14 protein-coding genes are annotated in these 20,377 nt (G+C 35.2%); 2 read left to right on the top strand and 12 right to left on the bottom strand.

Features of this window, described 5'->3' with window-relative positions:
* The first annotated feature begins 6 nt into the window (after positions 1-6).
* Complete coding sequence (locus IPM14_02395) at positions 7-1,998, top strand: response regulator (protein ID MBK9096971.1); 1,992 nt, start codon at positions 7-9, stop codon at positions 1,996-1,998.
* Here IPM14_02395 and IPM14_02390 read toward each other — a convergent pair.
* The 11 genes from IPM14_02390 to IPM14_02340 form a co-directional block, all read right to left on the bottom strand.
* Positions 1,991-2,665, bottom strand: coding sequence for a response regulator (locus tag IPM14_02390; GenBank protein MBK9096970.1), 675 nt, complete (start codon positions 2,663-2,665; stop codon positions 1,991-1,993). The two genes, IPM14_02395 and IPM14_02390, sit on opposite strands and share 8 nt — an antisense overlap.
* A 1-nt stretch (position 2,666) precedes the next feature.
* Positions 2,667-6,194 carry a response regulator gene (locus tag IPM14_02385; protein MBK9096969.1) on the bottom strand — a complete coding sequence of 1,176 codons (3,528 nt, stop codon included), beginning with the start codon at positions 6,192-6,194 and terminating at the stop codon, positions 2,667-2,669.
* Between the two features lie 26 nt (positions 6,195-6,220).
* Complete coding sequence (locus IPM14_02380; protein MBK9096968.1) at positions 6,221-6,583, bottom strand: response regulator; 363 nt, start codon at positions 6,581-6,583, stop codon at positions 6,221-6,223.
* A gap of 3 nt (positions 6,584-6,586) precedes the next feature.
* Positions 6,587-7,837, bottom strand: a complete 1,251-nt coding sequence (locus tag IPM14_02375) for a type II and III secretion system protein (protein MBK9096967.1) — start codon at positions 7,835-7,837, stop codon at positions 6,587-6,589.
* A 10-nt stretch (positions 7,838-7,847) separates the two neighbouring features.
* A complete protein-coding gene (locus IPM14_02370) occupies positions 7,848-8,729 on the bottom strand; it encodes a hypothetical protein (GenBank protein ID MBK9096966.1) in 882 nt (293 codons plus the stop codon).
* Entirely contained in the window at positions 8,722-10,263 is a 1,542-nt protein-coding gene (locus tag IPM14_02365; protein ID MBK9096965.1) for a hypothetical protein, read from the bottom strand. The genes IPM14_02370 and IPM14_02365 overlap by 8 nt, the downstream gene beginning before the upstream one ends.
* On the bottom strand, positions 10,260-11,489 hold the full coding sequence (locus IPM14_02360) for a PilT/PilU family type 4a pilus ATPase (protein ID MBK9096964.1): 1,230 nt from the start codon (positions 11,487-11,489) through the stop codon (positions 10,260-10,262). The genes IPM14_02365 and IPM14_02360 overlap by 4 nt, the downstream gene beginning before the upstream one ends.
* A gap of 208 nt (positions 11,490-11,697) precedes the next feature.
* Positions 11,698-13,488 carry a type II/IV secretion system protein gene (locus IPM14_02355; protein ID MBK9096963.1) on the bottom strand — a complete coding sequence of 597 codons (1,791 nt, stop codon included), beginning with the start codon at positions 13,486-13,488 and terminating at the stop codon, positions 11,698-11,700.
* Between the two features lie 18 nt (positions 13,489-13,506).
* Positions 13,507-14,850, bottom strand: coding sequence for a type II secretion system F family protein (locus tag IPM14_02350; protein MBK9096962.1), 1,344 nt, complete (start codon positions 14,848-14,850; stop codon positions 13,507-13,509).
* Between the two features lie 372 nt (positions 14,851-15,222).
* A complete protein-coding gene (locus IPM14_02345) occupies positions 15,223-15,603 on the bottom strand; it encodes a hypothetical protein (protein MBK9096961.1) in 381 nt (126 codons plus the stop codon).
* A 55-nt stretch (positions 15,604-15,658) separates the two neighbouring features.
* Positions 15,659-16,021, bottom strand: a complete 363-nt coding sequence (locus IPM14_02340; GenBank protein ID MBK9096960.1) for a hypothetical protein — start codon at positions 16,019-16,021, stop codon at positions 15,659-15,661.
* Positions 16,022-16,820: 799 nt separating this feature from the next.
* Between IPM14_02340 and IPM14_02335 the strand changes: the two genes are divergently transcribed.
* Positions 16,821-18,341, top strand: a complete 1,521-nt coding sequence (locus tag IPM14_02335) for a hypothetical protein (protein ID MBK9096959.1) — start codon at positions 16,821-16,823, stop codon at positions 18,339-18,341.
* 220 nt (positions 18,342-18,561) lie between these two features.
* Here the strand turns inward: IPM14_02335 and IPM14_02330 are convergent, their stop codons facing one another.
* Positions 18,562-20,334, bottom strand: coding sequence for a glycosyltransferase family 39 protein (locus IPM14_02330; GenBank protein MBK9096958.1), 1,773 nt, complete (start codon positions 20,332-20,334; stop codon positions 18,562-18,564).
* Between the last annotated feature and the right edge of the window lie 43 nt (positions 20,335-20,377).

Below are 20,377 nucleotides of genomic sequence, written 5' to 3'. Positions count from 1 at the left end.
ACTTTAATGCCTTCGAGCATAATTGCCAAATATTCGCCTGAACTTATCTTCGGGGAAAATGTTCCGGTAGCTATAACTGATAGTAAGTTGAGAATAATTTGGTTCAACAAAAACTTTAAAGAAAATTTTACTGGGATAAGATTAAAAGGTAAAGATCTCGTTAGCCTATTAAGTTCCTTTGGGATAGAAAAATCAATCGACCCTTCTTACACAAAATCCGTTTACAGACATATACCTCAATTAAATAAAGTCCTGCATATCACACCTCTTCTAAATAAATCAAAAAAAGATACTCCTGATAACTATAAAATAGAGCTTACAGAACCCTCAACAGAATTAGAAGAGAAGATTTCTTTTCCTGATCTAAAGGCAAGCGATATAGATTTTCGCAGCGCTCTTCAGGATATATTAACATTACTTGTAAAAGAGAATTCAATTGATATTCTATCGGGGGAAATCTTATCTAAATCCGTTTCGCTCATAAAGGCTGATCTCGGGATAATCACATTCTTAAATGAAAGCTCAGGAAGAGAGTTTAAGTATCTCGATCCTAAAAATATAATACATAGGAAACACGATGTTGAGAAGGTTATTAACTCGGACTATAAATTCATTTCAAAATGGTTGCTGCATAACAAATCCTCGCTGATAGCGACTAATCAGAAAAATAATCTTGGTAGTAATTTAGCTGCTTCAATTGGCTGTGATAACCTGATAATTTCACCCTGTGTTTTTGAAAAGAAATTAATTGCATCATTAATTGTTGGCAAAAGAAAAAACACTTTTACTAATGATGAGATAAAACTGCTCGAACAATTCGCAATTCTACTAACATTCGTTATAAGCAATATTAGTACGAGGAACTTAAATACAGCACTTGAAAACAGGTTGTTGCAGGCACAGAAGCTGGAAACGATCGGAAAGCTTTCAAGCGGAATGGCGCATGATTTTGGCAATCTTCTTTCAAGCATTTTTGGGAGTGTCAATTTACTCAGGAAGCGTGTAGATCAATCCGAAAATGTTCAAAAGCTGATTGACAATATTGAAAACTGCTCAGTCAGAGCCCGTGACCTGACCAAAGGTTTGCTTTCGTTTGGAAAACCAACGCCGAAAAGAAAAGAGCTCGTTAAACCTCACCAGTTGTTGAATGAAATAACTAAAATCGTAACTCAAACATTCCCAAGAACCATCACGCTTACAGAGGATATCGATGAACATCTTTTTGATATAATTGGAAACGGAACGGAAATTTATCAGGTGCTTCTCAATCTTTGCGTAAATGCAAAGGAAGCTACCAATGAGAAAGGTCACATTAAAATCACCGCAAAGAACATTTCCATTGATGAGAACAATATTGCCTTCCTTCCTCTTTTAAAAATTGGCAGCTATGTTAAATTTTCTGTAATGGATGATGGGACCGGCATTGATGAAAAGCATCTTACAAAAATTTTCGATCCATATTTTTCAACTAAGTCTAAAGACACAGGCTCGGGATTAGGTTTGTATGTTTCTTATGGAATTATAAAAGCTCACAATGGAATTATCGATGTGACGAGCAGACCTGGTGCAGGGACTACCTTTGATGTATACATTCCGGCTTTTGAACCTCCCAAAGAAAAACAATCAGAATCAGATTCCGGGGAAAAAATAATTCTGCTTGCAGATGATGAACCAATGCTCGGGGATTTGTTAGCCGAACTTCTTGAAACAAACGGATATTCAGTTATAAAAGTTTCTTCAGGAAAGGAGGTATTGACAGTTCTTCTCGAAGAAATTAAAGTTGATCTTGCAATAATCGATTATAATATGCCGGGTATGACAGGCATTGAAACTATAGCAGAAATCAGGAAACTCAATATTGATATTCCGATTATTTTATCATCCGGTAGTATGTGGGCAAGTAATGAGTCGGAGCTATCAGTCTATAAGATTAATGGTCAGTTAAATAAACCGTACGAGTTCGAATCGATGCTGGCAACAATAAGAAAATTTATTTAATCTTATCCTCTTCTTCAACTCTAATCATTTTTACATCCTTGGCGTAGTCGGACAATTCCGGTTTGGTGATAGAGTTTAATTTATTAAGAACATCGCCAATATCTTTTATAGCTGCATCGATATATTTTAGCCTGCTTAATATGGCTTCCTTAGATATGGAGTCTTTTTCTAATTCGTTTTTAAGAGCTGCAGATGAAAGACTTAGCAGGGTAAGTGGTTGTTTTATTTTATGATTGGCGGTTACAATAGTAGCAATATAAGTTGTTTTCTTTTCGATCTCGAGGAGTTGTTTATTTGCTTCAGATAATTTTAGAGCTGATTTTACCCTTGCCATCAATTCGATTCTGTTGAATGGTTTTTTTATATAATCAAATGCACCTGACTCCAGACCCTCTTTTGTGTCTTCAGCACTTGCTTTTGCTGTAACAAGAATTATCGGTATATGCTTAGTCTTTTCGTTTGTTGAGAGAATCTTACAAACCTCAAAACCACTTATGTCCGGCATCATCACATCAAGCAGAATAAGATCCGGGAAAGTTTCATAAGCTTTTTCAATTCCTTCATTTCCATCACAGGCTGTGATTACATCATATCCTTCCTGAACAAGCCGGTCCTGAAGTATGAATACATTTTCGGGTAGGTCATCAATTACAAGAATTTTTTTCATTTCAGGTAGTCTTTAACTGAGCAATTACAGTTTGGATCTTGTGAGTAACAAGTGCAGGATTTACAGGCTTCGGTATGTAATCGGAAAAACCATGTCTGATAATTATCTCATTATCTTCTTTCATTGCTTTAGCAGTTACAGCAAATACCGGAATATCAGACCACTTTTCATTCTTCTTAATTTGTTTGATCGTTTTAAAGCCATCCATTTCAGGCATAATTATATCCAGAAATATCAGGTCGGGAATTTTATCTTCGAGAATTTCCAGGCATTCTTTTCCATTATTTGCAAGGATAGGTTTACAGTTTGCTGATCTTACAATTTCGGCAAGAGTAAACAAAGTGTTCGAATCATCATCCACAATCAAAATATTCAAATCAGCTTGCTGATTCTCTGAAGGCTCACGGATTAGTTTTTGTTTATCATTAGATCCATCCCGAATATCAGAAACACTTTCATAGGCAGCGCTCGCCAGTCTTTGTATTTCAATCCAGTTGCTAACAGAATGAAATGCATCAATAGGATGATATTCGGATTTTAAAATAATTTGTTCTAAACTTTCGTTAAGTAATCTCTTCTGGTCTTCTGTTATCTTATTATCTAAACCAATGATTACCGGGATATGCCCTGAAACTGATGTTGATTTTAGTTGATGAGTAAGTTTAATAGTATCTTTTCCTGAATTCGTTAAATTAATTATCACCACATCCGGCTGGGTTTCAACAATACGTGATATTACATTTTCGTTTGGTTTCAATAATTCAATTCTCATGTCCTCTTTCCGCACCGAATTCGCATAACTGTTGAACTCCTCCTCATTATCATCAACCACAATAATTTTATTAATCTTCTTTTTCAAAAGATTCGTCAGTCTGGAAATTGGTTGCGAAAGGGCTTCTATTGTTACCGGTTTTAATACATAGTCAAAGGCATCAAAACAATATCCAAGGTTTGCTTCGAGCATTGTTGATACTAAAATAACCGGGATGTTATTTGTATGAATATTTTTCTTCAAAGCTATCAACGTGTTCCAAACATCATTGCATGATAGGGTAGCATCAACCATAATGGCAAGAGGGATTCTGTTGCTTTCAAACGACAGAGCACCTGCCTCTTCCTCAGCAAATTCAAGTTCATATCCAATTGTAAGCAAATCCTGTTTTACAGATGCTCTTAATCTTTTCTCCTGATCAATAACCAGAATGAAATTTTTCTCCTTCGCATTAACAAAAACATTAGTTGGCCTGTAATGCTTTTTATCTATGTGTAAAACAACCTGGTTAAATGGAATTGAGAATGTAAATGTGGAGCCTTTATTAATTTCACTTTTTACAGTCAGGCTGCCGCTTAGAACATCTGCAAGTTTTTTGCTGATCGCAAGCCCTAAACCAGTTCCGCCGCGTTTCCTTGCTTTAGAATTATTTACACGCTGAAATTCTTCGAATATGAGGTCTATATCATCTTTCGGAATTCCAATTCCAGTATCAATCACTTCAAAATTAATCATTTGGTTTCCGATTGAAACCCTCAGCGTTATCTGACCCTGATCTGTATACTTGACTGCATTACCAAGCAGATTCATTAATACCTGAACTACCTTTCCCCGGTCAGTACTTATAACTGTATGAGTATCAATATTTCTTATAACATCAAAAGTTATATTTTTTTCGGCTGCGAGAGGGGCTACTGCTACAGAGACTTCGGTCAAAATCTCATCAAGCAAAACATCTTCCAGATTTAAATCAATTTTTCCCGCTTCAATCTTTGAAAGATCCAGGATATCATTTATGAGCATCATCAGTCTCTTTCCACTGCTGAGCACCACTTCTAAGCGTTCTTTGTTACGCGGTTCAAGATCAACTTTTTCCAGCATCAATTCAGTTAATCCCAGTATAGAATTCATCGGAGTTCTGAGTTCATGGGACATATTCGCAAGGAATTTAGATTTTGCATCAGTTAACTCAATAGCTTTTTGTCTTTGCTTTTCTAATTCTTCAGCCTGGGCTGTTAACTCGCTGTGGAGATATAACAGAGTTTCATTCTGCTCTTTTATTTGATTGTTCTGTTTTTGATACTCTTCATTAAGTGTCTTTAGCTCATTGACAAGTTTTTCAAGCTGCAACAAAGCTCTTGCATTGGTTATGCCAATGGCTAATTGATCTTTTATTTTTTCAAGATAATCTCTTACCTCTTCCCGTGGTTTAGTCAGCGAACCAAGTTCCAGCAGAGCTACTGGTTTATTATTGTAAACTATCGGGAGAAATAAAAGATATTTTAATTTTATTTCTACCAGGCCCGCAGATACTACCGGGAGAGTTTCTTCGTCTAACAGTTCCATACTTTGTTTCGTTTCAAGAACTTTTTTAAAGAAGGCTGAGTTTTCAGGTCGCTCAGTAAATTCCGCGTTCAATCCATATGCGGAGATCAATTTAATTTCCTCGTCAACACTGTAAAGGCCTCCAATGATAAAATCACCGGCATCCAAAATCTTCTTTAATGCTTCATCCGAGATTTCTTTCAATGTCGGGTTCTGATTTATTAAAGTTATAAACTCGGCGTATTCATTTCTTGCCACTTCTTTCTTTTTCAGTTCGTCCAGCATTTTATTAAAGGCCATCCCCAGTTTGCCAATTTCATCTTTACTTTTGATTTCAATTTTATTATCGAATTTCCCTGAATATGTTTGTTCAGTAGCTTTACTCAGTGCAGTAAACTGCTTTCTCATCTTGTCGGTAAAAACCATCGTAAAAATTAATGAGAGCGATATGCCGACTAACCCTATAATTATGAATATATTTCTCAGGGTGGATCTGAGCTCTCCGGCATCAGCGAATGTGGAAAAAATTAAATAAGAAAAATTACTTTCATTCCCCTCGATTGTTGGTTTATAAACAGTGGCAAGAATATCTTCTGATTCCGTTCCTTGCATATAAAGATCAAAATTGCTTTTCGATTTAAGATCCTCTGCAGCCAAATTCAGTACATGCAGATATTTCTGATTCATTTGTTGGTTAGAAAAATCAGCAACAAAACCATCCCAGACTAGGGCAATTTCTGAATTTACCCGCTGTGCAATATCATCAACCATTTCATTATTAATTGCCCTTCCATATAAATATTCCTTCCCATCCGGTGAAGTATAGGACATTAACAATATATATGGGTTGGAATTTGTAAAATCTCTTCTGCTGAGTTCTTTCTGAGGAAGGTAAATATTGTTTTTAACAACATAGCGAGTAACTAAATCATTTTTCAGTTCAATAACAAAATCAAGATTTCTCGATTGGAAGTTTTGACCCGACCAAACCGCATCTATCCCCTTTGTGTAAAGTGAAATAAAGTCATCTTCTATTCCGTCCTGAAGCTGCTTATTCACGTTTACCAGGCTGCTGGCAGATTGACGCAGATTTCGTGTTTGATAATTTGTTAAAACATCATAAATGATTGAATAGAATACAATAAATGAAGAGCCCAGAATCAAAGCGACTATGAGAAAGTTGATTAGCAATATTCTGAAACTGATCTTCATCTATCACTCTTTTAAAGTGTGAGAACTTATTTTTGACTTACTTTATTGATTGTTGAAAGTAGTTCTGTTAAATCATATGGTTTGCAAAGAAAATCAGAGGCACCAAGCTGTGCACATTCAATAGCACTTTTTACATCTGACTGAGCGGTTAAAACAATTACTTTAGATTTGAAGCCCGGGATGTTGCTGATTTCTTTCTGAACATCAAAACCATTTTTCCCGGGCATGTTAAGGTCAAGAAGAATGAGATCGGGATTATACTCTTTTAAGTACTCTACTGCACTTTCTCCATCTGTTAAATACCTGGTATCGTATCCGATTGCATTTAACTCATCCGACAGAAAATTGCATAAATTAATATCGTCATCAACAATCAGAATCGATTCCATTTGTTAAGGGGTTTCTTCACTGGATTCAAACTCGTACAACTTAATTTTGGTCCTGCCTCCATCCATTTCTCTTCCAAGTACATTTTCCCACTGAGGATTTTCAAATCTTTCCTGAAGTGTGGGCACAAGTTCTAATTTTAGGAGTATAACAAGTTCTTTTTTTCTGATTGTGGTCTGATCATATCCTGTGAGATATCGAATACCAAATACCCACCATGGTAAATCTTTTAAGAATGGAATTCCATTACGAACAACAGCTTCTTCATTAAGAAACAAACCGCCGATAGCTGTTTCTTCGCCATCAAGCATGAGAACCTGAGTTTGAGCCTGTGTTTTTCTAATTTCTGTGGTTAACTCACTTGTCTGGAATGAACTTCTTTCAACAGCTATATCCAATAATGCATAGTCCAATCCATTTTCCTTGTGTATATAAGGGGTTACGTTTATTATCGTTCCTGTCGGAAAGAATTGTTCTGTAGTATTGCCGGCAAAATCTCTTGTTCTAACTGAGAAATCTGATCCGATCTGAATTTTACCTTCATTCCGGTCTCTGACTACGATACTAGGATTAGAAATAATTTCACCTAAATTGTTTTGTTCGAAAAATTTAAATACAGCAGTTGCCTGTCCGAAAAAATCACCTATCTGAAAGTCAGATGTAACGCCTAATTTAAATTCTGGTTGAAGACCTTGATTTTGCTGCTGACCTCCTCCACCTTGTTGTGCATTCGGATCAATCTCAGTTTCGCTTCTCAAAACACCTGCAAGATTGGTTTGATCGCCGGATAATAAAAATCTCCAATCAAGTCCAACTTTTCGTGCTTCCACAACATCTATCTCGCAGAACAGAGCAGATATTTTTACTTCTCTTTGTGTTGGCGGTGCATAAGTGTCCGGAGTTTTTTCAACCTCATCTTTTGCTTTTGACTTTACGATAATAACGTCTTCTTTCATTTCATATTGAAGGCCAGCAAAATTTACTATCATTAGTAAAGCTTTATCATAAGGCATATTTATAATTTCAATGCCGATTGGATCCTTCCTATCTACCGTTGCAACAATTCCTCTACCAGTAACGCTTTCGCTTACTTTACTGAGTAATTCAATCGCCTGGTCAAAAGGAAGTGTTTCGGACATTGTCACCAGCTCGTCCGGGTTCTGGCTTGTTTTAAATCTTCGCTCCCAATATTCCTGAGGAGACGCCTGAAGGACGATGAAAATTGATATAACGAAGTAAGTTATAATGTTTTTCATACTTATACTCTTATTTTTTATTTAAATTTCTGTCTAATTCGAGAGTTACTTGTTCTATGATTCCACCCTTATTAAGGATGAAGCTGACCGTGTTATTATCATAGTCAATCTTAGTAAGGTATCCCAGGTAAACCTGTTCACCCTCCCAAACCAAATATGTATTGCCCTTATTATCGGCCACAAAAGCCCCTTCAGGTATGAGCGCAAGCAATCTGGCTCCCTGAACATCAAGTAAATTATCCACGTTTGGAGGAATTTCGTTTCTTATGAGTGGATAGAAAGCATCGTAAACCGGTCCGGTGCCAAGATTATTTTCAGCATATTCAGCCGGAGCAAAACGGTTATCAGATGAGAAATAAACTTTTGCCATCATCTCAAAACTTACAAGGAACAGTGGCACCTCTTCATCTGTTTTAACCAGATTGGACAAAGCAACCTTACTGATCTTCTTAAGCTCCTTGCTCTGCTCAATCGCATAAACCAGTTTATAGAAGTCGTTATAGTTGCCCGCTCCAGTCAGTTTATATTCGTGGAAGAAAAATTCCTTGTCCGGAGTCTGTCCGATATATTCAATATTAACAGTTGTTTCCCGGGGGAAGTTAGCAACTATGTTGTTAACGAAATTATAAAACTTGATTGAAGAGATGTTTTGCGGAATGTTAAACTTCCGATTAGCCAGTATTGAGTCCAGTTCGGCAGATTGTTTCTGCAGATTGTTATACCTGTCCTCTAACTCAACCGGATCGTAAACATTCTTACTCAACTCATCAAGTTTTTCTTGTCTTTCTGTTATATCTCCCTTCTGAATGACAAATATATAAATGCCACCAGCAACCAGGATGATAATCAGTAGTGCAAGAACACTAAGAGTGCTAATCAATTTCTTATTCATTTTGGTACTTCTGATTTGAAATTTGGAAATTTAAATTGAACCTGTATGCACTCCTTTCCCTTAACTCTTCGTATATCATGCTCTGTAACACTGCGTCTTTAATGGAATATGCAAAATCAGTAAGAGAATTTCTTGTTAATGAATAACCTTCGGCATTAACTCTATCACCTTCGTTACTCACTTTAGACAGCCACAAATTATTGCTGGTCTGGCAAAATCCGGAAACTTGTTTTATAAGTTCTTTCCAGACTCCCGTTCCGACGGCAGCAGAATCAAGGATTGCAACAGTCTGTCCGAAACTTCCAATTTTGCCTTCGAGGTTAGCTATCTTTACCAGCACCTCCTGATTTTGCCTCATCAAAATTGTTTTAGCTTCTATATCTTTATCGAGTTCTGTGAGCTGTTTATTATTGTTCAATATTTTTTGAGTTATGAAGAATGCGGCAATAAATAAAAGTGGAAGTAACGCATATCCATGCCAGGAAAATTGAAATACCTTCTGTTCTTCCTTAATATATTTTGGAAGGATATGCAGTCCCTGATGCTCTTTGTTTAATTCATCATAATAATCAAGTGCTACTGCAACCGGAATACTGAATGTTGAAAATTTTTCCTTTGATTCTTCATCGAGTGCAGACAAATCCAGGTCATCAAATTCAAGGCGGCTTACATTTGCTTCCGGAAATGTTCCGTAGAATGACAGAATAATATTCTCGGAATCGTCTTCACCGCAGACGATTATATTATCAAGCGAAGATATTCCACCACTTTCCCTCTCAAGTAATATCTTCGAAAAATAAACATCGTAAGTGTGAAGGTTTTGCGTTCCAATATCAAGAGTGGTTCCGATATGTTTAATTCTTCTTCCCTGAAGGAAAATCAACTTGCTGTATTCTTTACCTATATAAACAATCAAAGAATGATCATCGGGGAAAAACTTTTTACGTTTGGCCACATAATATGCGAGGGATATGTCGGAGCTTTTTATAGTTGGGATGTTAAACCCTCGTTTTCCCTTTTGACGTGCAAGTGAGTTTATCATGCTCGCGCAGGGGATGTTTTCGGTCACGAAAACTGCCAGCAAAGCTTTATCGGAAAGCTCAACATAATCAATGCTGCTTTTATCAACAGCTATGTTTTTGGACTCAAGAATATCATTGATAATTGCCTGTTTGAGCTTGGCAGGGTTATCTGGCCTTTCACCTTCGTAAAGGTGATAATAAATGCTTGGCTCTGTTAGAGCGGGAAGGAACAGATGCTTGTTAAGATTGAGCCCGCTAAGTGCAGCATTAAGTTCATTCATCCCGGATAAATCAAGATCACTTTTTGTAGAGAGAGAACCTTCTAGTCCTTCCAGATCAAGAGTTTCTTCTTCCACGCTAAAGCCACCGCCGGGCTTATCCAGGCTTGAAGATTTTGAATGACTGATCGAGGCCGTTTTTAATATGGCCGGCTTTCCGGTCGCCGCGCTTTTATTAATGACGGCCAGCTTGATGTCATTGCTTTCACAATATATTGAAATTACTGGTTTCATTTTGCAGTCAATAATTGGTTTATTCTTGTTTTATTATTTGCATAAGTAATCGCAGTTTCCAGCGATATTCTTTTCTGATCGTATAAACGTTTTAAATCCTGTTCCATTGTAACCATACCCATCGGGCCACCCTGGTTGATCATCATATATATTTCACTAAGATTGTTATTTTTTATAGCGGCTTTAACGCTGGGCGTCATTATTAGTACTTCTTTCGCTAAAATCACTTTTCCATCAAGGCTTGGAACAAGTTTCTGAGATATAACAGAAACCAGCACATCAGCCAACCTGTTCCGTACTCTTTCCTGTTCATGTGCATCCACTTCAGCTATAATTCTTTCGATAGATTCGGTGGCCGATGAAGTATGTAATGTTGAGAAGACTTTATGACCTGTATCTGTTACCTCGAGTGCAGCCATTATCGTGTCCGGGTCTCTCATTTCACCAATTATGATTATATCCGGATCCTGTCTTAATGATTGAACAACTCCTTCTTTAAAGGATAAAACATCTCTGCCAACTTCCCTGTGTTTAATCATGCAAAAGTTGGAACTGTGAACATACTCAATAGGTGCCGCAATTATAATTACGTGAGCCGGGTCAAACTTATTGTGGTAATCAACAATTGAATCAAGTGTTGTCGACTTACCTGAACCGGTAATACCTGTGATTAATGTTAAACCAAATTTAATATAATTATGACTAAGGTATTTAATTGCATTCTGATGGAAGTCCAAGGAGGCAAGAGGACGTATTGTAGTATTGATCGCTCTCATACTACACGCAAGAGTATCGAGATCAAAATATGCATCTGCTCTGAATCTTACATTGATTTTTCTTCGCTCATAAAAAAAAGTATAACTGAAGTCGAGATTCCTTGTTGCAGCGATATATTTCTTCTGATTAGAATTAAACATATTTGCAATAAGTAGCGCTGACTCATCTTCGGTGAATTGCGGAAGGTCTTTTACTCTTTCGAGTTTACCATATATCCTCATCCAGATGTAACCTTCATTACCATGACCCCCGATTTCTATGTCAGAAGCATCACGTTCAATCATAGAGGTGAGGATCTTATTAATGAATTTCCTTAAAAGAACTATTTCTTCTTCCTTGAGCTTACCACTATTTTCAAGAATGTAAGCAACACGATCTGGTCCGTAGACGGATTCGGGTATTCGTGCACAAAAATCTGATAAAATCTTTTTTTCTTCTTTGACTATCAACTTACAACCTTAATTTTGCTTTTAACTCTCTACTCAGTTTTAGTTACTAACATGTTTTATTCCAACCGAAAACATAATAATAGGTCATAAAAACTTCCCCTTAGCAGAAAAAATGCTGATTTCTGATAAATTTATAACCACTTGTAAAAATTTTTAACGACCAAAACAACCCAACCATTTAGTAAAACTTACTTAAAACCTGAAAAAATTAATCTTCAGTTGTTGATGAAATTACTTCTTCAATCGAAGTCATTCCAAGTTTAACCTTTTCAAGTCCGGATTCTCTTAAGTTTAATGTTCCATCTTTCTTTGCTTGTGCCTTTAGTGCCTCTTCATTTACTTCTTCACCCGATTTAACTATCAGATGTCTTATCTCTTTGGAAAAATAGAATGCTTCATGAATTGCCATTCGACCTTTGTATCCTGTGCCACTGCATTCATCGCAGCCGACAGCACGATAAGTTTCAAATTGCTTCCATTCCTCAGGATTTATTCCCACAGCTTCCAGATAATCTTCATCATGTTCTGTTACTCGTTTTTTGCATTTTGGACATAACTTGCGAACGAGTCTTTGAGCAACAATTAAGTTAATTGCATAAGCAATCAGGAATGGTTCGATTCCCATTTTAAATAATCTTGATACAGCACTGGGAGCGTCGTTAGTATGTAATGTTGAGAATGTAAGGTGACCTGTATTAGCAAGTTTAATAGCGGTCTCTGCTGTTTCCTTATCTCTCATCTCACCAACGAGCACTATGTCAGGGTCATGTCGTAAAATCGATCTGATTGCTTGTTCAAAATTCATCTTGTAACCAATCTTAAGCTGACGCGCACCTTCAATAACGTACTCGACAGGATCTTCAACAGTCAGTACATTCACTTCAGGATTAATCACCTGGAATAGTGCTGCAACGAGTGTTGTACTTTTACCGCTTCCCGTGGGTCCGGTAAGAATAACCATTCCTTGTGGTTGATTGATTGCTTTAACGAATTTTTGTTTTGCAACTCCTGTTAGTCCAAGCTTTTCAAGATCTTTAATAACTTTTCTGTCATCCAGTATTCTTATTACAACACTTTCGAACTTATTCTTCAGCTCCGTTCCAACCATAGGAAGAACTGAAACTCTGAACCTGATTATATAATTATCAATTGCTCTTTGGATAAAACCATCCTGTGCCATTTCACGTTCAAACCTGTCCATCCCTTTTCCACGATCCTTAACTACTGCGATCACTGCTTCCGGTAAAGTGTTTTCCTGGACATGCCACAAACGCAAAGTACCATCAATTCTCATATATATTTCAGTGCGGTGACCGCTGCATGGGATAAAGTGAATGTCACTCGCTCCTTTTCGTACTGCCTCGACAAGCGCACCTTCGACAAGATTGATAAGAGCACTTTTATTTATTTCCGCATCAAGTTCTTCTTCATCGAGATCTTCCCTTTCCTCGGCCGGGATGAAATTCTCATAATCTTCTGAAATATTTTTCAGGAATTCATTTTCCGGAGGGAATAGTTTTTCGATAAGCTGATCGTAATCTTTCTTCTTAATAAAAATTACTTCGTGCTTCTTTGTATTTAAACCGAAAGCAACTTTTTGAACATTTTTATTTGTGGGATCAGTCGCAGCAATTATCAACTTATCCTTTACCTGCTCATCATACATAAATGGTATGATGTTTTCTTTAAGCATTAATTCTTTCAGCTCTTCGCCACCGCTTTCCATCATATTGCGGATTGAATCGAGGTAGTTTGGCTGAATTGTCTGCAGGTCGATATCAAGTTCCCTGAAAGCATAGAGAATTGCTACTTCTCTGAATATTGCATCGTGCTCATATTTAAAGTCATCTACCAGGATCTGTGCTAGATTACGCTTTAACTTATTTCGATCATTGAATTTTGCGTTAAGTGCTTTGTCAAGCGTTGCTGCATCAATAATCCCTTTCTTAAAGAGCAGATACCCTATTTTATCATTAATTTCCAATTTCGTCTCAATCATTTAATGCCTTATACCTTTTTAACTAACTCCCGGAGTCTTCGGTCTAACTGTTGCTGTTTCTGCAGATACCAATGTCAATGCAATCATAATCACCATAATAATCATTGCAATTGTTACCTGGATTATTTCGATAAGGTTTTTAAGCCTGAACACAGTTTCGCTTTCATAATAATTTGCCAATTGAAGAGCTGTACTCTTAATGGTACCAGACTCTTCACCGGAGTGAATTCTTGATATAGCAGTTTCCGTAAATACTCCCGCCGCTTCAAATGCATCGGTAACACCAACACCTTTTTTGAGCATTAGGGGTATTGCTATATTTTTTATCCTCTCTTCAAAATACTTGTTACCGGTAGCTTCTGCAGCTATTCTGATTGGCTCAATACTTTCTGCAGAGCCATGATAAAGTGTGTAAAACACACGGCAGAACACTTCAATCAATGTTTTGTGAATTAGGGGACCAATAACAGGAAGTTTTAATATATATTCATCGAAGAGTAACCTGCCCTTTTTCGTCCGGCTGAATTGGAACAAAGCAATTGGTGGAAGAAAAAGCAGAACTCCGATAAGGACTGGATTAGCAACCAAGAAGTCGCTGACTTTGAGTGTAAACGCTGTCATCGGAGGCAATTCAATTCCGAAGCGAACGAACAACTTTGCTGTTTCCGGAAATATATACCCCACATAAAATACGACTGCAAGAAATAGCACGAATAAAGTTACCATCGGTGTAATAAGTGCACTTCTTAAGCTCTTTCTGAACTCCTGTCGTCTTTCAAGGAACTTCGCAGTAGCGTTATATATTTCAGCCATATTACCACTCTTTGAAGCCAGCCCAAGCATATAAGCGGTAAACTTTCCGAATATGTTTTGATACTTTAAAAAAGTTGCCTCTGAGTCAGCACCCTTTTTGAGATCGTTACTTATTTCCTTTAGTGTATTTCTGAGCGTGACATTTTGAGTATCATTGGTTAAAAGAGTTAGAATTTCGCCATAACCCAGTTTCTGATTTAACAACTCTGCACTAATTTTTACAAATGTTACTATTTCATTGTTTGGGGGTTTTCTCTGAAAATCAAGTAGTTTCTTGTTGACAGATAAAACTGTGTATCCAAGCCTTGCTAAAGCTTCTTCTACTTCTTTTTTGGAAAAAGCTTTCTGCTCACCTCTTATTGGTTTTTCTTTACCCTTACGTACTCGATAAAAATAAGTGGACTTTCTTTGAACATCAGCTAACTTAAGTCTATTCTTTTCCACAAGCTTTTGAATTTTCTTTTTACCCTCTACGGATGAATTTGCTGTAACAGTGCCTGTGATGGGTTGTCCATTGGATTTCAGTGCAGTGAATTTTAACTCAACCATTTATGACTCTACTTTATTTAATTGAAAAGTTTTATAGTTGCCGTCAAATTTGGTTCCGAAAAAACACTTGATTTTTAATTCAAATACTTACTTTTCATTTTCAACTATAAAGTAAAATCAAGTAATAATTAGTTTTAACTGTAAAAAATACGCTTGCAAATTTTGGGTAGATATATTAATTGTACTTGAAAGAGATACAAATAAAGTATGGATGATGAGTAATAATTTCGAAAATATTGTTATGTAGATAATTTAACTGATGATATTCAAGTCGGATCGAAATTATTTTAAAATAAAAAAGGCTGCAATATTTTACTATTGCAGCCGAACTTAAATTGAATGCTCAAAATTTATGAGCACTTAAACTTAAGCTTATGTTCCTGAGCCAATTGATGTTGTGATTGTTGTTGGTGTCACAGATGTTGTAACTGTCCAAGTATAACCTTGTCCAGCTGTTGGAAGACCAACAATCGTACAAGTTTGACCAGATGGAGTTGCAGTATAGGTTCCATTCGCAGTTGTTTGTAAGCTTGCTGGAACCGTAAATCCATTGAAATTGTTTCCACCGCCACCCATTGATATAGGTTTCTTATAGTACTGCTGTGCCATTGCACCAAGGTTTGTGCAATCTGATACTACGCCGTCTTTTGCTGATTCTTCAGCATTAGCATTAAAAAGATTTATACCTACAACAACTGCGATACCTACTATGATAACGCCAAGAACGATTAAGAGAAGCTGTTGCTGACCCATTTTTTACTCCTTTGTTTGTGTGTGTTTAGTTAGTTATGTGTTATTAAATAAGTTGTTAGTTAATAATTGTCGTATACATTTCATCAGGTGTAACAACTGTTTCAACTCTGATTGAGTCTCCGCCTGTTACTACTTCACTTCCTGTGCCAGTAATTCGAATCTCGGCAGCTTGTATTGATGCTGTTAAAAAATTTCCATTTACCGTCTGGACCATTTGTTGTGGAATAGTGAAACCCAAAAAGGATTTCCCTCCTCCGCCGAGTTCAGAAGGTTTCTTATAATATTGTAATGCCATTACACCAAGGCTTGTAGTTTCTTCAATCAATATGTCTCTCTTTCCTTCAATTGCATTTGCTCTGAATAATGAGATAGAAATCGCAATTGCGATTGCTACTATTATCAGTGCTAATACTATCATTAAAAGTTGTTGTTGACCCATATCCTAATTTTCTTTTTATTATTTATCATTTATTGATTGACGGTTTAGAATATGTAAAAACTATGCCATCAGATATAAAATTCATTCTTCTACAATTTTTTCAACCTTAAAAGCCGTCAATGTTGTCAAGGTAATATCTACAAGTAAAGTTTGCACTAATTACTTTTGCTGCTCTGAGTGCTGAGTAGAGATAATAAATATGCAGTCTCGGTGCCAATATTTTCGCTGTTGATTTCTTAATCCGATTAAATTTTATCTGATCTTGCGGAAAGCAAGAGATAATTCTTACCGGGATGATTCGTACGAGAATAAGTATTTGCAATAATTACACAATAATAAATGTAATACTTACACTAAGGGGAAAAATCGAAATGAATTAAATTTTTACTTTTAGATTCTGACGCCGACGTAATTGTCTATAATTCCTCAAAATATTTTGTCATATGAAATTCTTGTAAAAGTAGTGAAAAAGTACCTGTTATGTTAACCCTTGTTACAATTATTTGAATTGTTCTTGGTCCATGTTGGATAGATACTCCTCCAATAATAACATTACGATTGCGTAATTATCCACAATTATTGTATTATTAATTTAATCTGTTAAATCGAAGTTAAAATTTTAGAATACTTCATTTCATATTTATTGAATGAATGTACCTTATAAAAATTTTTATTTCTCTAAAACGTAATTAAGTTGTAAAACGATAAATTTTTCAATCTTTAAAATGGTTTTATTCGTTTAAGATATTAAATGTAAAATAACGCAAAGATCTAAACTATGATCAAACATTTTCTCCCGTTAGATAAAAAGCTAATTTTTTCAATCTCTTTGATAATAATGCTAAACATTTTACCACAATTCTACTTATGGAATCATATTTCGGATGATGCATTTATTTCTTTTAGATATGCAGATCGGTTTCTGAATGGCCTTGGACTAACCTTTAATGATAGTGAAAAAGTTGAAGGATTTTCGAATCCACTTTGGATTTTTACTATTTCATTTTTTTCAAAAGCTACTCAAATAAGCATTCCAGAAATCGCAAAGATTTTGGGGCTGCTCTCATCAATATTGCTCCTTGTCTTTATATATTTAATTGCAAAAAACCTTTTAAACCCAAACAAGTCTTTCATTCTATTCTACTGTACTTTATTTTGTGTTTTCTTCACTCCAGGCTTTCATGTCTATAGTACTGCAGGTTTGGAGGGACCTTTTCTAAGCCTCTTGCTTGTTGCAACCACTTACTTTTCTATTAAGAATAATAACAAGCATTTGACAATCGCAGCATGTATTGTTGGAATGGTTGCAATAACAAGGCCAGAAGGATTACTTTACGGAATTTTATGGCTACTCTTTACATATAAATTTGATAATAATAGGTCTTTGTTTTTAAAGAGAAGCATTGTCGTACTATTGCCATCCATTATTTATTTTACATTTCGCATATTTTATTATGGAGAGATACTACCGAATACAGCATATGCAAAGCCGGCTGGTACATATTCAAATTTATTTAGTACGAATGATATTTTTATTTATTTAATTGTGATTTCTATCCCATTAACAATCATTATTTTATATCATTATTTAAAATTTAATGGCCTTAACAATAAATTCTTATTGACTGTAACTAGTCTGCTGTTAGCTAATTTTATTTTTGTTATCTATGCTGGTGGAGATTGGATGCTTTTTGGACGTTTTTTTCTACCAATTTGGCCACTTCTATTACTAACATTTTTTTTCCTTCTGTTGAATTTTATTGAAGCGATATCGACGGATAATTTCACATTCAAATATTTATCAATATTATGTTTAGTAACCATCATTATTTCTCAACTTCTACTTTTTAAAGATCAGTGGTTCAAATACAATTCACATGATGACATAGCAAATGTCATGAAAGGGACGGATCAACTTGCTGTTGGCCAATGGCTAAATTACCACGTTAAGCCGAAAACTACTGTTGCTACATTAAGACTTGGTGGAATTAGCTATGCTGCTCAAGATTTGACTTTTTATGATACTTTTGGGTTAACTGATAAAGAAGTTACTCGTTTCAGAAGAAAGAATAACCTAAAAAATGATATTAATCAGAATCCTGTAATAAAAAGAAGGCCTAATATTTTGGCAGTTATTAATGATCATGGATATAGATTACTTACAGTAGAGATGATGAGTGGATTCGAGATTTTTTTGGAAAATAATTATATACTTACTAAATCTTTCCCACAAGGATCAGGCGTTTTTTTTGAAATTTGGATTGATAAGAAAAAAAGGGATCGTATTCTATTAAAATGATTTAACAAATTAAGTCGTTTCTCAGAGAAGCTCTATGTCAATTCTTTCAACTTTCTTCACTTACTTAAGAGGGACATTCATGCATAAGTGATTCTGAGCTTGCATTTTTACTGAATCAATAGTTTTGTGATACACTCAGTATTATTATTCAAAAGTAGTTTTTAATTACGTATTTATGATCTGGACACGTAACCTATTACTAATTACAATTGAGTAGTCATCAAATATCAGGTCTAGAAGTCACAATTCCTAAATTCTTTTGATAGTTAGTGTTATTTGGATCAAGTTGAATAGCCTTGATAATAAACTGTTTTGCAGAATCTATCTGCCCTGTTTTGAAGTAAAATACACCTTGATCATTTAGGTATTGAGGATTAGATGGATCGTTTTCAATTGCTATTTGCATGAATGAAATTGACTCACAAAAAAGATCCGAAAAGCTATAGTAGTATGCAATATTAGAATATATATTCGATTTCTTTTTATTATCTGAAATATTTAGACTCATCAACTGTTTTGTAAACTCATCAGCTTTTTCCTTATTCCCAAGTCTTAGATAATTTTTGATAAGATTAACTAAATTAACCGGTTTATCTGCTTCGGTATTTATTCCCATCTCTAAAAACTCTATTGCTTTCTCTAAATCTCCAGCTGCTTCACTTGCAAAAGCTGCTTTAAGGTAATATTGGCCAATATCTGGTTTTAAATTAATCGCTTTCTCAGCACACATCAGAGCTTCTGAATACATTTTATTATCCAAGTAATAAAAACCCAATCCCATCCAATAAGTAGCTCTTTCGGGATTCTTTTCAAGCGCGGTCATCCAATAACTCAAACCATTTTTATAAACCATACTATGTACAAATGTAAACGATAATAGGTAGACAAATAAAGTGGTTACCAAAACAACCTTATATGGTTTTTTAAATACAACAGAAAACTTTTCAATAATTACCGCGATGGATATTGTTAATCCAATTAAGGGCAGATACATTCTGCAATCAATATAATTGAATACTCCATCATCAGCATTTACTCTTACAAACAGAGTTGGTAATACAAAAATTAAAAATATCAAAAGACCGAATAAAAAGGTGTTAATTATTTTTTCTTTTCTGTTAACTAAAAGGAATAAAATAATTCCAATGAATGTTACAATCCCAATTATTAATAAGATATTATTTTTAACTGGTAATGGATCAATGTAAAAGAAATAGACCGTCTTTGCTAAATATTCAAAAAGGATATAAATGTTCTGAAAAAATGAGGTTATTCCAATTTCTTCTCTCACAATTACGTGGGCAACAAATTTTCTTAAGGAAAGATAGATCAAAGCTGGAACAGCAAAATATATTAGCGAGTAGATTTGGCTTAGCTTAAAACCACTCTTTGTTCGAATAAGTAATTCATAAAATAATATCAGCATTGGAACAAGAGCTCCTGCTTCCTTGGATAGCATAGCGAACAGATACGCTATCAGGCATAGAATTAAATATAATTTCCTATTGTCTTCTTTGAAACGTATATAGAAATATATACTACCTACACTGAAAAGTGCCAGAAGAAGGTCGTTCCTCCCAACAATCCAGGAAGCAGCACTTACATTAATTGGATGAACAGCAAAAAGAGCTACTGTTATCAGCGAAATTGTCTCCTTAATTCCAAGAAGTAATAAAATTTTGAAGAGCAGAAGCGTTACAATAATATGTAAAATAATATTAGTTAGATGATACATTACGGAAGACTGACCGGCAATAGCAGTATCAATGATAAAACTTATCATCACAATCGGACGATAATAATTATCAAAAAGATATCCATTAACAAACGATGAAGGAATCTTGGAGAGACTATTAATGTTCTCATATTCATCAAATACAATAAGATTATCATCGATGTAGGTAAAATCAAACCAAAGATTGTGAGTGTAGGAAAATATTATTAATCCAAAAAGTATTATTTGCGGGTAGTTTTTATTAAAAAATCTCTTCATTTTTATTTAATGTGTTTAATATTTGATTATTGCTAATCGAATA

The organism is bacterium (assembly GCA_016716565.1).
GTDB lineage: Bacteria > Bacteroidota > Ignavibacteria > Ignavibacteriales > Ignavibacteriaceae > IGN2.
This window is presented reverse-complemented; position numbering and strand designations above follow the sequence as displayed.